This is a genomic window from Streptococcus sp. KHUD_018 (genome assembly GCF_054861215.1).
The window spans coordinates 474,311-488,802 of record NZ_CM142176.1; the positions used below are offsets into that span (position 1 = coordinate 474,311).

The window sequence follows — 14,492 nt, forward strand, 5'->3', positions numbered from 1 at the left end:
AGAAATGACAAAACTAATCTTTATGGGGACACCTGATTTTTCAGCGACAGTTTTGAAGGGGTTGTTATCAGACAACCGTTACGAGATTCTGGCTGTTGTGACCCAGCCAGACCGCGCTGTTGGCCGTAAAAAAGTGATCCAAGAAACCCCAGTCAAGCAGGCCGCCAAAGAAGCAGGTCTTCCTATCTACCAACCTGAAAAATTATCTGGAAGTCCAGAGATGGAAGACATTATGAAGCTAGGAGCTGATGGGATTATCACTGCTGCTTTTGGGCAATTTCTCCCAAGTAAACTCCTTGATAGCATGGACTTTGCGGTCAATGTTCACGCTTCCCTTCTTCCCAAACACCGTGGTGGAGCTCCCATTCATTATGCCCTGATTCAAGGGGATGAGGAAGCTGGTGTGACCATCATGGAAATGGTTAAAGAAATGGATGCAGGTGATATGATTTCCCGTCGTAGCATTCCTATCACAGACGAGGACAATGTCGGCACCTTGTTTGAAAAATTGGCAATCGTTGGTCGCGATTTGCTTTTGGATACGCTACCTGGCTACCTAGCAGGAGAAATCCAACCTGAACTACAAGATCCTAGTCAAGTCACTTTCTCGCCAAATATCAAGCCAGAGGAAGAGAAACTGGATTGGACTAAAACCAATCGCCAACTCTTTAACCAAATCAGAGGGATGAATCCATGGCCTGTTGCCCATACTTTTCTTAAAGGAGACCGCTTTAAGATTTATGAAGCCCTACCAGTAGAAGGTCAGGGAAATCCAGGTGAGATCCTCTCTATTGGCAAAAAGGAATTGATTGTCGCAACGGCTGAAGGAGCTCTATCTCTCAAGCAAGTGCAGCCAGCTGGGAAGCCTAAGATGGACATTGCTTCCTTCCTCAACGGAGTTGGACGGACATTGACTGTAGGAGAACGATTTGGTGACTAAAGTAGAAACGGCTAGAAGTCTAGCTCTAGCAGTATTAGAGGATGTTTTTATCAACCAAGCATACTCCAATATTGCCTTAAACAAACACCTCAAGTGCAGTCACCTCTCAGCAACAGATAAGGGGTTGGTGACAGAGATTGTCTACGGTACGGTAGCCCGAAAACTGACTCTGGAATGGTACCTGTCCCACTTTATCGAAGACCGGGATAAGCTAGATAACTGGCTCTATATCCTGCTCCTTCTGAGCGCTTACCAACTTCGGTATCTGGATAAGATTCCTAATCACGCTGTTGTTAATGAAGCAGTGGAACTAGCCAAAGCGCGTAAAAAAGGCAGTGAAAAATTAGTCAACGCCGTCCTTCGTCGTATCTTGCGAGAAGGCTGGCCAGACATTGACAGTATCAAACGCAAAAACAAGCGTGATTCCATTGCCTATTCTCTCCCAGTTTGGCTCGTGTCTAAACTCAAGGAAGAATACGGTGAAGAGAGAGCACAAGCCATCTTTAAAAGTCTCTTGGTGCGCAACAAAGCTAGCATCCGGGTGACCAACTTGAGCCGAAAAGAGGAAATCAAAGCTTTGTTAGAGGCGACCAATTCCCCTTTAGCGGCCACTGGTCTGGTCAAGGAGCAAGGCCACTTTGCAGGACATGATTTGTTCGCAGAAGGGGCTATAACCATCCAAGACGAGTCCAGTCAACTGGTTGCTCCGACTCTTGATCTACAAGGCGATGAGCAGGTCCTGGATGCCTGTGCCGCTCCGGGTGGAAAAACAGCTCATATAGCTTCTTATCTCGCTACAGGTCAGGTAACTGCTCTGGACTTGTATGACCATAAGTTGGACTTGATCCAAGAAAATGCGGAGCGTTTAGGTGTGGCAGAACGAGTGCAAACGCAAAAATTGGATGCCAGAAAGGTTCATGAGTTTTTCGGTCGGGATTCTTTTGATAAGATTTTGGTAGATGCTCCCTGTTCTGGGATTGGACTTTTACGTCGCAAACCAGACATCAAATACAATAAAGAAACAGCAGATTTCACGTCCTTACAGGAAATTCAGCTGGAAATATTAGGTAGTGTTTGTCAAACACTACGTAAAGGTGGTATAATAACGTATAGTACCTGTACTATTGTCTCTGAGGAGAACTTTCAAGTTGTTGAAGCATTTTTAGAAAGTCATCCCGAGTTCGAGCAGGTTAAACTAGAACACGAATGTAAAGATATCCTGAAAGATGGCTGCATCCTGATTACTCCTGAATTGTATGGAAGTGATGGATTCTTTATCAGCCAATTTCGCAAGATATCAGAATAGGAAGGAACTGACACAATGGAAATAGCATTATTAACAGATGTTGGTCAGAAACGGACAAATAATCAGGACTATGTCAATCACTTTGTCAACCGAGCAGGACGCACTATGATCATCTTGGCTGACGGGATGGGAGGACACCGTGCAGGAAATATCGCTAGTGAGATGGCGGTAACAGACCTTGGTGTGGCTTGGGTGGATACCCAAATTGACTCAGTCAATGAAGTTCGTGAGTGGTTTGCCCACTACCTGGAGATTGAAAATCAAAAAATTCATCAACTAGGTCAGGACGAAGCCTACAGAGGTATGGGAACAACGCTAGAAGCTGTTGCGTTTATTGACAACCAAGCCATCTATGCTCACATTGGAGATTCTCGTATCGGTTTGATTCGTGGAGAAGAATACCACCAGTTGACAAGTGACCATTCTTTGGTCAATGAATTGCTCAAGGCTGGTCAATTGACTCCAGAAGAAGCAGAAACTCACCCTCAAAAGAATATCATCACCCAGTCTATCGGACAAAAAGATGAAATCCAGCCAGATTTTGGGATGATTACACTGGAGTCAGGAGATTATCTCTTGCTCAATAGTGATGGTTTGACCAATATGATCTCAGGAAGCGATATCTACGATATTGTAACAAGTGATATTTCCTTGGCAGACAAGGCGGCAACTTTGATTCGTTTTGCCAACAATGCAGGTGGTTTAGACAATATCACGGTTGCCCTTGTTCACATGAATGAGGAGGAAGTAGAATGATCCAGATCGGCAAGATTTTTGCCGGACGATATCGGATTGTCAAACAGATTGGTCGAGGAGGCATGGCGGATGTTTACTTGGCCAAGGATTTGATCCTAGACGGGGAAGAAGTGGCAGTTAAGGTCCTGAGGACTAACTATCAGACAGATCCGATTGCTGTGGCACGTTTTCAACGTGAAGCGAGAGCCATGGCGGATCTGGATCATCCCCATATCGTTCGAATAACAGATATCGGTGAGGAAGACGGTCAGCAGTATCTAGCTATGGAGTATGTGGCAGGGCTTGACCTCAAACGTTATATCAAAGAACACTCCCCTCTCTCAAATGAAGAAGCCGTCCGTATTATGGGACAGATTCTCTTGGCGATGCGTCTGGCGCATACGAGAGGGATTATCCACCGAGATTTGAAACCTCAAAATATCCTCTTGACACCAGATGGAACTGCCAAAGTTACAGACTTTGGGATTGCCGTGGCTTTTGCAGAGACCAGTCTGACACAGACCAACTCCATGCTCGGTTCAGTCCACTATCTCTCACCTGAGCAGGCCCGTGGTTCCAAGGCAACTGTGCAGAGTGACATCTATGCTATGGGGATTATTTTCTATGAAATGTTGACTGGACATATCCCTTATGATGGGGATAGTGCAGTGACTATTGCCCTCCAGCATTTCCAAAAACCACTTCCATCTGTTATTGCTGAGAATCCAGCAGTACCACAAGCTTTGGAAAATGTTGTTATCAAGGCAACGGCCAAGAAATTGACAGATCGCTATCAGTCTGTATCAGAAATGTATGTGGACTTGTCGAGTTGTTTGTCTCACAATCGTAGGAGAGAACCAAAGCTAGTCTTTGATGAGGCAAGCAAGGTTGATACCAAGACCTTGCCTAAAGTTCCACAAAGCACTCTGACCTCTATTCCGAAGGCTAAGCCACAATTAGAGCGACCTCAATCAAAACAGCAGACTCAGCAGGTGGTAGATGAAGCACCAGTACCAAAACCAGCGAAAAAACGGAAGTTTAAAGCTCGCTATATGATTTTACTGGCCAGTGCCTTGCTAGTTGCAGCCTCTTTGATTTGGATCTTCTCCCGAACTCCAGCGACTATTGCTATTCCAGATGTATCGGGACAGACAGTTGCTGAAGCTAAAGAGACACTGAAGAAAGCTAATTTTGAAGTAGGTGAAGAAAAGACAGAGGCCAGCGACACAGTAGCCGAAGGTCGCGTCATTCGAACAGATCCAGAAGCTAGAAGCGGTCGAAAAGAAGGAAGCAAAGTAAATCTAATCGTTTCATCAGGTAAGCAATCCTTCCAACTAAGTAACTATGTAGGACGTAAGTCCTCGGATGTTGTCGCGGAGCTCAAAGAGAAAAAGGTTCCAGAAAACCTCATTAAGATCGAGGAAGAGGAATCTAGCGAAAGCGATCCAGGAACAGTCATTAGGCAAACCCCAGCTGCAGGAAGCACTTACGATCTCACGAAAGCCAGCACGATTACCTTAACAGTTGCTAAGAAGGTAACCAGCGTTTCGATGCCAAGTTACATTGGTTCAAGTCTCGAATTTACTAAGAACAATTTGACTCAGATTGTTGGTGTAAAAGAGGCCAATATCGAAGTTGTGGAAGTATCAACTGCTCCTGAAGGAACTACTGCAGGAACAGTTGTTAGTCAGGACCCTAAACCTGGAGAAAAGGTAGATCTCAATAAAACACGTGTTAAGATTTCTATTTATAAACCAAAACCACTTCCTTCTTCATCAAGTTCGTCTCAACACGGAAATTCAGGAACAGACACGACGCCTTCACAGAGTAACAATCAAGGTAGCAACCCTACAACGGATTCTTCAGATGGCAGTAGAACGTCAAGTAATGAACGAAATTAACCCAATCTTTGTCATGAAATCATGACAAAGATTTTTTTTCATGAACTTTTGTGATAGAATAGAGGGAGTAGAAAATAGGAGTAGAAAATGGACGAATCAAAAGAGTTAAATGCTGTCATTGATGTGATTATGCTAGCTGGAACTATTCTCTTGAAAAGTGGTTCGGAGATTCATCGGGTTGAGGACACCATGATTCGCATTGCCCATTCACAGGGAATAGTGGATTGCAATGTTCTTGCCATGCCCGCGGCTATTTTCTTTTCGATTGAAAACACCAATATTTCTCGTATGAAACGGGTGACGTCATCCTCCTATAACATCGAAAAAGTCTGTGATGTCAACCAAGTATCACGAGAACTTGTAGGTGGTCAGATTGATCTTTCTACAGCTTTTAAAAAGCTGAAGGAAATCAGAAATCAAGCCCTTCCTTATAGCAATCTCCAAGTGACTGTAGCAGCAACTCTCAGCGCCCCTTTCTTCTCAATTATGTTTGGCGGTAATGTCTATGATGCTTTTGGAGCAGGCGTTGCGACCTTGTTTGGTTTTGCCTTCTCTCTCTATGTCGAGAAGTTTATCCGAATTCCTTTTGTAACAGCTTTTGCGGGTGCCTTTGTTTTTGGCTTGATTGCCCAGTTTTGGGCTCGCTACACTGGATTTCCTTCGACGGCAGACCTGATCATAGCAGGAGCCGTCATGCCTTTTGTTCCAGGGATTGCTCTGACAAATGCGGTTCGAGATATCATGACCAATCATATCAACTCTGGTATGAGCAAGATGTTTGAATCTCTGCTCATTACCCTCGCTCTAGGGGCTGGCACCTCAGTCGCCCTGGTTTTGATGACATAAGATGACTCTAACAAGTATTTTACTCCAAGCGGTGGCGAGTTTACTCGCCATTATCACCTTTTTAATCGTACTGAATGTCCAACGCTCCATGCTTCTGCCTGGTGGGGTTTTGGGAATGGGCGTTTGGCTCCTCTATCTCGTACTAAAAGAACCAACCAATGTCATCGTTGCGACCTTTATCGCAGCGGTGGTAGGCTCTTGTATCAGTCAGATTTTAAGTATTGTCTATAAGACACCAGCAGTGGTTTTTGTCTTGGCTATTCTTGCCCCCTTGGTGCCAGGTTATCTATCCTATCGAACGACAGCGTTCTTTGTGACAGGCGATTACAGTCATGCCCTTGCCAGCGCGACTTTGGTGGTTATGTTAGCCCTTGTTATTTCTATTGGAATGGCAAGTGGAACGGTAATTTTAAAGCTTTATTACTACATCCGAAAACAGCGAGGAATATCTTCCTAATGCAGTCAAAGCAAAGACTTGATTTGTTGAATCAAGTCTTTTTTCTCTCTTTTGTCCCTATTTGTGATAAAATAGAATGAAACGATTTTTTACAATGAATGAAAAAACAGAGGTAAATATGACAATCGGTATTGATAAGATTGGTTTTGCGACCAGTCAATATGTCTTGAAATTACAAGACTTAGCAGAAGCGAGGGGAGTTGATCCCGAAAAATTTAGCAAGGGACTCTTGTTAAATGAAATTAGTATTGCGCCACTGACTGAGGACATTGTTACCTTGGCAGCTAGTGCAAGCAACTCCATTTTAACAGACAAAGAAAAAGAAGAAATCGATATGGTCATCGTGGCGACCGAGTCAGGGATTGACCAGAGTAAGGCAGCGGCAGTCTTTGTTCATGGCCTATTAGGCATTCAGCCTTTTGCCCGTAGCTTTGAAATCAAAGAAGCCTGCTATGGAGCAACAGCTGCCCTTCATTATGCTAAATTGCATGTGGAAAATTCTCCAGAGTCTAAGGTTTTGGTCATTGCCAGTGATATTGCCAAGTATGGTGTGGGAACTCCAGGTGAACCAACTCAGGGTGCTGGAAGTGTAGCGATGTTGATCACCCAAAATCCGCGCATCATGGCCTTTAACAATGATAATGTTGCTCAAACACGCGACATCATGGATTTCTGGCGTCCGAACTATTCAAGCACTCCTTATGTAAATGGCATGTACTCGACCCAACAGTATCTTGATTGCCTGACAACGACTTGGGGTGAATACAAGAAACGCTATGATTGGACTATGGATGACTTTGCGGCTATCTGCTTCCACTTGCCTTATCCTAAGTTGGCCCTAAAAGGATTGCGCAAGATGATGGATAAGACTTTATCTCAGGAAAAAAAGGATAGTTTGCAAGAAAATTTTGATAAGTCCATTCTCTACAGTCAGATGATTGGAAATATCTATACAGGTTCCCTCTTTCTCGGGCTTCTCTCTCTTTTGGAAAATGCAGAGACTTTGAAGGCTGGAGATAAAATTGCCCTCTACAGTTACGGAAGTGGAGCGGTTTCAGAGTTCTTTAGTGGTGAATTGGTCGAAGGCTATGAGGCTTACCTTGATAAGGATCGCTTGAACAAGCTCAATCAACGTACTGCCCTGTCTGTTGCAGATTATGAAAAAGTCTTCTTCGAAGAATTGCAGTTGGATGAATCTGGTTCAGCCCAATTTGCAGGCTATGAACATCAAGACTATGCCTTGGTTGAAATTCTCAACCACCAACGCCGTTATAGCAAGGTTGAAAAATAATGAAGAAAAGTTGGAATGGATTTTCTAAAAAATCATACCATGAGCGCCTTGAGTTGTTGCGAGCTCAGGCGCTCCTTAGTCCTGAAAAGCAAACGGGTCTGGAGCAGGATGAACAAGTCAGCTTGGCTGTTGCAGACCAGCTGAGTGAGAATGTGGTGGGAACTTTTTCTCTGCCTTATTCTATCATTCCAGAACTTTTGGTGAACGGTCAGGACTACACAGTTCCCTATGTGACAGAAGAACCTTCTGTGGTTGCTGCGGCCAGCTATGCCAGCAAAATCATCAAGCGTGCAGGCGGTTTTACTGCTCAAGTCCATCAGCGTCAGATGATTGGGCAGGTAGCCCTTTATCAAGTTGCTAATTCAGATATAGCGCAAGAGAAGATTGCCAGCAAGAAAGCGGAGCTCTTGGAAATTGCCAATCAAGCCTATCCTTCTATCGTCAAACGTGGTGGCGGGGCACGTGATTTGCATGTAGAGCAGATCAAAGGTGAAACAGACTTTCTCGTTGTTTATCTCCATGTCGATACTCAGGAAGCTATGGGAGCCAATATGCTTAACACCATGCTGGAAGCTTTGAAACCAGTCTTAGAAGAACTCAGTCAAGGACAGAGCCTTATGGGGATCCTGTCCAATTACGCGACCGATTCTCTGGTGACTGCAAGCTGTCGTATCGCCTTTCGCTACTTGAGCCCTCAAAGGGATCAAGGACGAGAAATTGCGGAGAAAATAGCCTTGGCCAGCCAGTTTGCGCAGGCTGATCCTTACCGAGCAGCGACTCACAATAAAGGGATTTTTAATGGTATTGATGCCATTTTAATCGCCACGGGTAATGACTGGCGTGCCATCGAAGCTGGGGCCCATGCCTTTGCTAGTCAAGATGGACGCTATCAAGGCCTCAGCCGTTGGAGTATAGATAAGGACACAGAAGAATTGGTCGGTGAGATGACACTACCCATGCCGGTAGCGACCAAGGGCGGCTCTATCGGTCTCAACCCACGTGTGGCTCTTAGTCACGAACTACTGGGAAATCCTTCAGCCAAAGAATTAGCTCAGATTATCGTGTCTATTGGTCTTGCCCAAAACTTTGCAGCCCTCAAAGCCTTGGTCAGTACGGGCATCCAGCAAGGCCACATGAAATTACAGGCCAAATCCCTAGCTCTCCTAGCAGGTGCTAGTGAGTCCGAAGTTGCTCCCCTCGTTGAGCGCCTCATCGCAGAGAAAACCTTTAACTTAGAGACAGCTCAGCGCTATCTCGAAAACTTAAGATCATAAAAAAACTCAGACGATCTATTTTTAGAGTGATGGGGAATTTAAACAAACTATATAGATATCAATCTCAAAAATTAGAAAGAATAGAAATGTAGACAAATATCATTTAGTGTTTGTCTATTTTATTTGAAAAAATATAGAATTGTATAGAAAATTCTAATGAGCTATGTTCCTTTATACAAGATTTGCTTGAGTGTTATAAAATTGATATAATTATATATAGGAATTTCTAGAATGTGAGAATTTAGTATTATTCTAATTAGATATAGGTATTGTGTAATATCTCAATTTCTTTTGTTATGTTTACAAAAAATATTATATTTTGTAATTTTAGTTTTTTTAAAAGGAGATAATAATGTATTTTTTCTTTTATGCATATGATGCGCCCAATAATCCTACTCTACCTAATCCGATTGAGTTAGAAGAAAAGCCAGAAGAGTACTTTCGATTTGAAAGAATTAGTTGGAATGATAAATTTAGATATAAAACATTATATGATGTAAATTTTTGTAAAGGAAAAGAAGTTACATATCTAGGGCAAGTAAAATTTGGATATTCTGGGATTGGTTCTGTAGATGAAGGTGATTATAGAACGATTGTTAATAATGGATGGTATCGGGAACTAGGACAAAAAATTTTTTCTCTGGGACAATCGCCGGAATACTACCAAAATATATTTTCCTTAGGTGAAACAATAGCAAATGAATATTTTTCAAAAGTTAGAGATATAGCTTTTGATTTAGATCTTCTTAGCGAACATCGAAATGAAAACATTATGATTCATTCTTTGCTGAGAGAAGTATCTGCTTCTACTGTTAAAAATCAGTTTAATCGAATTTCTCGTGGAGGAGTTGAAATAACTCCATATAATTTCTATTTTACGTATAAAAAGTCAAAGCAGGAAGGACTAGATGAAATTGGTAAAATAGCTTTTGAAGTAAAACCATATGAGAAACCACAAACAAATTCACATGTCTTGATTGGACGTAATGGGGTTGGAAAAAGTTATATTTTAGATAGAATGATAAGAAGCGTTATTTTAGATGATGATAAAGAAGATTATAAATTTTACCAATTTCAAAATGAATCGGGCGAAAATAATATTCCTTTTTCAGGAGTTACATTAGTATCTTTTAGTGTTTTTGATGATTTTATTAATTACAAGCAGTTAAATAAAAATGATGATATTTTATTTAATTATGTTGGAGTGAAATCCTATGATGAAGAAGCTGGGATTATTACAAAAACTTTGGACGATTTGTCAAGTGATTTTTATGTTAGTTTGTGCACTATAAAGGCTAAGAATATTATAGAGAGGTGGGAAAAAGTTATTTCTTATCTTGATTCTGATCCTATTTTTAAAAAAGAAGTAAGAATAGTTTCCAGAATGCAAGAAAATTGGAAACGCATTGATGGAGGAAATAGTCCGGAAGCAAAAGAAATCATTGAAAAATTTTATAAACAAGGACTTAGCTCGGGAAATAAAATTGTTTTACTAACATTGACAAAACTGGTTGAAGTTGTAGAAGAAAAGACTTTGGTTATCCTTGATGAACCAGAATTACATTTACATCCACCCTTGATGGCTGCTTTTAATAAAGCGTTAGGATATTTAATGCAAAATAGAAATGGAGTTTCAATTATCTCGACTCATTCACCAGTATTTGTTCAGGAATCTCCAAAATCAGCGGTTCATCTGATGTTTAGAGCAGGAAAATCGATTAAGATAGAGAATCCGATTATAGAGACTTATGGAGAAAACATAGGAGAGTTGACACATGAAATATTTAGACTAGAATATGAAAAATCAAGTTTTGTACATGATATCGAAGAGCAAGTGCAAGCTAATGAAAATATAGCAGATGTATTTAGTTATTTTCGCGGTCAACTTGGATATGAAGCTAGGGCTTTAGCTAGACAGATGATGTATGATAAGCAAAGGAATAATGATGAATAAGAGATTAGAAAGAAAAGACTTTGATTATTCTCAGGTTTTTGATGTGGCTATAGAAAGTTACCAGGAAGATACTGCAAAATATTTAAGGCAAAAAAAAGAATATTGTCTGTTACAAAATAATGAATTTATTTCCTGTGCTAGCGATCAAAAATATAATTTATTCCAAGAATCCATAAAAGAAAAGGATGAATTTGAAACATTTAAACAAAAAATGGTTAAATTATACAACGATAAATTTAGTAATAAGAAATATAAAGTTCGAGAATACTATGATGAAATTAAGTTAATTTCTCCTAACAATATTTGTCCATATTGTTTAAAGCGTGAGGTAAGAAATTTAGACCATTTTTTACCTAAAACGAAATATCCATCTCTTTCTATATCAGATGCAAATTTAATACCATCCTGTAGTGATTGTAATCATGATAAATTAAATTCAACTAAACTTTATATTAATTATTATTTTGAAGAAATTGATGATGTCCATTATATGAAGTGCTATGCTGACTTTGATAATGAGGATATTAATTTTCGCTTTGAATTAGTAAAACCACCTTCTTGGGATGAAGATAAATTTAATAGATTGAAAAATCAATTTAAAGATACAAATCTATTAAAATTTTATGCAGAGCAGGCTAAAATAGAATTTTCTAGGAAGGAGAGAAGTTTCTGTCGCTGTGTAAAAAACAGTAGCTCATACAACGAAAGGTTAAAGATAGAGTTAGATGATTTAATTCGTGATGAGGAAGAAGTGCTTGGGATTAATTCTTTAGAGGCTACTTTATGGAGAGGTTTGAACGAAAGTGGTACTGAATTATTTAAGTATATAAGGAATAAACAAAAATCAGGTGCTTTTGGTGAAAACTGTGAGAGAAAATAATTCAGTGAAGATTTTAGGGTAAAGCTCCTCATCTGTGAACTGTATCATACGGAACGAGATGTAATATCAATCACATTGACTATAAAGAGGTTGGGATAAAAAGATTTTGATTTTAGAAATTCTTTATTCTAAATTTTTAAAATCGATAGATTAGAAAAAAGCGAACAAAACAGAATTCTGAGTGTCAGATAGCTCGTTTTGTTCGCTTTTTATATTCAAGGTTAGACTTTTGTCCCAGATTCTTAGTACTTAGATACTTTTACCGGGTAATAGAGTAACGGGTAAGAAATAACCAGTTGTCGCGACTTCCTTGCCTTCAATCTTCTGTAAGAGAAGATCAACAGTGAGGTGGGCAATCTCTTTCATAGGTTGCTTAATCGTTGTCAAATGAGGGTAGTAGTTCTCGATAAAGTAAGTCCCATCATAGCCGATGACCTTGAGCTCCTCAGGAACAGAAATTCCCAGTTCCTGAGCGATTTTGATAACTAGGATAGCTGTCAAATCATCCGAAGCAAAAATAGCATCTGGTTTCTGATGGGTCAAGATATTCTTGATTTCCATTTCTTTTCTGACGGGCGAAAAGTCACTCGAAACATTGATAATAGGTGCTTTAGGGAGAACAGAGGCAAAGCCAGCATGGCGAAGTCCAGTCGGTGAGTTAGAGTTGTCATTTCCTGTAATCATGATGATAGACTGGGCGCCTGTCTTGACCAAAGTCTGGGCTGCGAGAACCCCGCCACCGTAGTTATCAGAGGAGACGACAGGGATGTCTGGTGATAGATTTCGGTCAAAGGAAATAATCGGTGCTGTCACACGATTGTAGTCCTCGATTCCCAAGTTGTGACTTCCTGAGATGATACCGTCTACCTGATTGGCCTCCAGCATTTCAATATACTCCCGTTCTTTTTCCGAGTCGTGTTCGCTGTTACAGATGATGGTCTTGTAGCCATTTTTGAAGAGCTGGTGTTCCAACTTGTCAATCAACTCCGCATAAAAGACATGACTGATGTTTGGAAAAATAAGTCCAATCAACTTGGCAGATTTTCCTTGGAGGCTTCGAGCCAGGTTGTTGGGTTTATAGCCCAATTCTCGCATGGCTTCATTAACCTTTTGAATGGTTTTCTCAGATAGGTAACCCTTTTTATTGATGACCCGTGAGACGGTAGTAGGGCTGACGCCTGCAAGTTTTGCGACATCAGTTAGTTTTGCGACCATAATCTAATTCATAGTAAGTTCCAGTTGGGTTTCCAGACTTGATCAGGATACCGTTTTGGTCCGCATGTGGGAAGACACGACCAGAAAATACTTTTTCTCCTTTATTGATGAAAATTTCAAAGACCGACTTGTCGATGAAGATAGTGGCGGTTGTAGCTTGGTTATCGATAGGGCAAGAACGAGTCGTACCAAATTCTTGGGCGTACTGTTCACCAGCCTGACTACGATCCACTGTCACTTGTCCATTGACAAGGTCAAAGGTGATTGAAAGCCCCTTGCCTTCCTTGTCAGCGAGCAAGACAATCTCGCTTTGGCTATTGGCCTCCAAGTTGAGCTCGAGTTCATAGGTGTTATTGGTTTGAGTCCGATTTGAGAAGACCTCTTCAGAGGAACGGAGTTCTTTGACGGCTGAGACAGGATATTGGTAGAGTTTGCCATCTTTGATAGTGAGTTCTTTGACCAATGAGAAGGTTCCTTGGTGATCAAAACGGTCAGATGGGTAAGAAACATCTGGTAACCCAAGCCAACTTACTGCTAGTGCACGTCCATCTGGAGCGTTGAATGCTTGAGTTGCATAGGCTTCAAAGCCGTAGTCTAGGTTGTGAAGGGGTGACACATCGACTATTTTGGCATTTTCAGGATCAAAGGAAGCCCCAATTTTGTACATGTTTGGATAGATATTGTCATAGTCTAGAACAGCCTTATCCAATCCTTGTGGGCAGTAGAGAAGGACAGGTTGCTCCCCTACAAAGATCAGATTTGGGCATTCCATCATGTAGGCAGTACGGTCGTTAGCAAAGTCAAGGTCGCCAACTGCTTGCCAGTTTGTGTAGTCATTGCCCACGGCCTTGTAGAGGCGAACAAAGCCTTTTTTCTCCAAGTCCTGTCCGCCGACGATAGCATAATATTGTCCCTTAAAGTTAAAAATTTGCGGATCGCGGAAGTGGTCAGTAGAGTCTGCTGGCTGGTCAATCAAGATCTTGTCAATCTTTGTAATCTTGCCCTCCTTATCCATCAAAGCCCCAATCTGGTAAGGGTGACGGATCCAATTTTCATCACGGACATTTCCAGTATAAAATAGGAACAACTGATCGCCAAACTGCATGGCAGAACCAGAATAGGCACCGTGGCTATCTAATGGAGTATCTGGCAAAACTTTGACTCCAGTTTCTGTAAAGTGCACTAAATCATCACTTTCAAGCTGCACCCAAGACTTCAACCCATGGGCTGCACCAAAGGGGAAGTTCTGGTAAAAGAGAATCCATTTGCCATTGAAATAAGAAAAGCCATTTGGATCATTGAGAAGCCCTGTTTTAGGCTCGACATGGTAACGAGTATGCCAAGGAGATTGTGCCATCTTTTCCTCGATTTGCTTGATTTCATCATTAGACCAGTCTTCATAGCGTCTATAACGGCGCTCAGTTGTCCATTCCATTTTATCTTTCCTCCATAAGTTCTATTCTATTATTAATAGTAAACGTTTTCGGCAAAAAAAGCAAGTCTTTTATGTTAAAAAAGAGAAAAATATGTCAAACGATTGCCAGAAACCAAGCGAAGGAAATCTGGCAAATTTTCACGAAAAAATGAAAGAAAATGTAAATAAAAAGCTTTGAATCCTCTAATATAAAGATATTTTTTTGAGGAAAAAGAAAATATCCCTCAAAAACGAGCAAGAATAATCAGGAGTAAAAGA

General features: G+C 41.0%; 12 protein-coding genes. 10 read left to right on the forward strand and 2 right to left on the reverse strand.

Annotation, left to right across the window (positions count from 1 at the left end; all coding sequences use genetic code 11):
- The first annotated feature begins 4 nt into the window (after nt 1-4).
- The 10 genes from fmt (at nt 5) to ACVBD2_RS02500 (ending at nt 11,584) form a co-directional block, all read left to right on the forward strand.
- Entirely contained in the window at nt 5-940 is a 936-nt protein-coding gene (gene fmt, locus ACVBD2_RS02455) for a methionyl-tRNA formyltransferase (RefSeq protein WP_000163668.1), read from the forward strand.
- Entirely contained in the window at nt 933-2,246 is a 1,314-nt protein-coding gene (gene rsmB / locus ACVBD2_RS02460) for a 16S rRNA (cytosine(967)-C(5))-methyltransferase RsmB (protein ID WP_008289038.1), read from the forward strand. The genes fmt and rsmB overlap by 8 nt, the downstream gene beginning before the upstream one ends.
- 15 nt (nt 2,247-2,261) lie before the next feature.
- Nucleotides 2,262-3,002 (forward strand): Stp1/IreP family PP2C-type Ser/Thr phosphatase, encoded by a 741-nt coding sequence (locus tag ACVBD2_RS02465; protein ID WP_461686023.1) that lies wholly within the window; start codon nt 2,262-2,264, stop codon nt 3,000-3,002.
- Nucleotides 2,999-4,882, forward strand: coding sequence for a Stk1 family PASTA domain-containing Ser/Thr kinase (gene pknB / locus ACVBD2_RS02470; protein ID WP_461686024.1), 1,884 nt, complete (start codon nt 2,999-3,001; stop codon nt 4,880-4,882). Before ACVBD2_RS02465 ends, pknB begins: the two co-directional genes overlap by 4 nt.
- Before the next feature lie 87 nt (nt 4,883-4,969).
- On the forward strand, nt 4,970-5,728 hold the full coding sequence (locus ACVBD2_RS02475; protein WP_461686025.1) for a threonine/serine exporter family protein: 759 nt from the start codon (nt 4,970-4,972) through the stop codon (nt 5,726-5,728).
- A 1-nt stretch (nt 5,729) separates the two neighbouring features.
- On the forward strand, nt 5,730-6,185 hold the full coding sequence (locus tag ACVBD2_RS02480; RefSeq protein ID WP_084973173.1) for a threonine/serine exporter family protein: 456 nt from the start codon (nt 5,730-5,732) through the stop codon (nt 6,183-6,185).
- Nucleotides 6,186-6,303: 118 nt separating this feature from the next.
- On the forward strand, nt 6,304-7,476 hold the full coding sequence (locus ACVBD2_RS02485; protein ID WP_461686026.1) for a hydroxymethylglutaryl-CoA synthase: 1,173 nt from the start codon (nt 6,304-6,306) through the stop codon (nt 7,474-7,476).
- Nucleotides 7,476-8,750, forward strand: a complete 1,275-nt coding sequence (locus ACVBD2_RS02490; RefSeq protein WP_461686027.1) for a hydroxymethylglutaryl-CoA reductase, degradative — start codon at nt 7,476-7,478, stop codon at nt 8,748-8,750. The genes ACVBD2_RS02485 and ACVBD2_RS02490 overlap by 1 nt, the downstream gene beginning before the upstream one ends.
- A 352-nt stretch (nt 8,751-9,102) precedes the next feature.
- Nucleotides 9,103-10,704 (forward strand): AAA family ATPase, encoded by a 1,602-nt coding sequence (locus ACVBD2_RS02495; protein WP_461686028.1) that lies wholly within the window; start codon nt 9,103-9,105, stop codon nt 10,702-10,704.
- Nucleotides 10,697-11,584 carry an HNH endonuclease gene (locus ACVBD2_RS02500; protein WP_461686029.1) on the forward strand — a complete coding sequence of 296 codons (888 nt, stop codon included), beginning with the start codon at nt 10,697-10,699 and terminating at the stop codon, nt 11,582-11,584. Before ACVBD2_RS02495 ends, ACVBD2_RS02500 begins: the two co-directional genes overlap by 8 nt.
- A 249-nt stretch (nt 11,585-11,833) precedes the next feature.
- On the opposite strand, the gene ACVBD2_RS02505 is transcribed toward ACVBD2_RS02500, so the two are convergent.
- Both ACVBD2_RS02505 and ACVBD2_RS02510 read right to left on the reverse strand, forming a co-directional pair.
- Nucleotides 11,834-12,799 (reverse strand): LacI family DNA-binding transcriptional regulator, encoded by a 966-nt coding sequence (locus ACVBD2_RS02505; RefSeq protein ID WP_033606002.1) that lies wholly within the window; start codon nt 12,797-12,799, stop codon nt 11,834-11,836.
- On the reverse strand, nt 12,780-14,234 hold the full coding sequence (locus ACVBD2_RS02510; RefSeq protein WP_235098020.1) for a sucrose-6-phosphate hydrolase: 1,455 nt from the start codon (nt 14,232-14,234) through the stop codon (nt 12,780-12,782). The genes ACVBD2_RS02505 and ACVBD2_RS02510 overlap by 20 nt, the downstream gene beginning before the upstream one ends.
- Nucleotides 14,235-14,492: the final 258 nt, after the last annotated feature.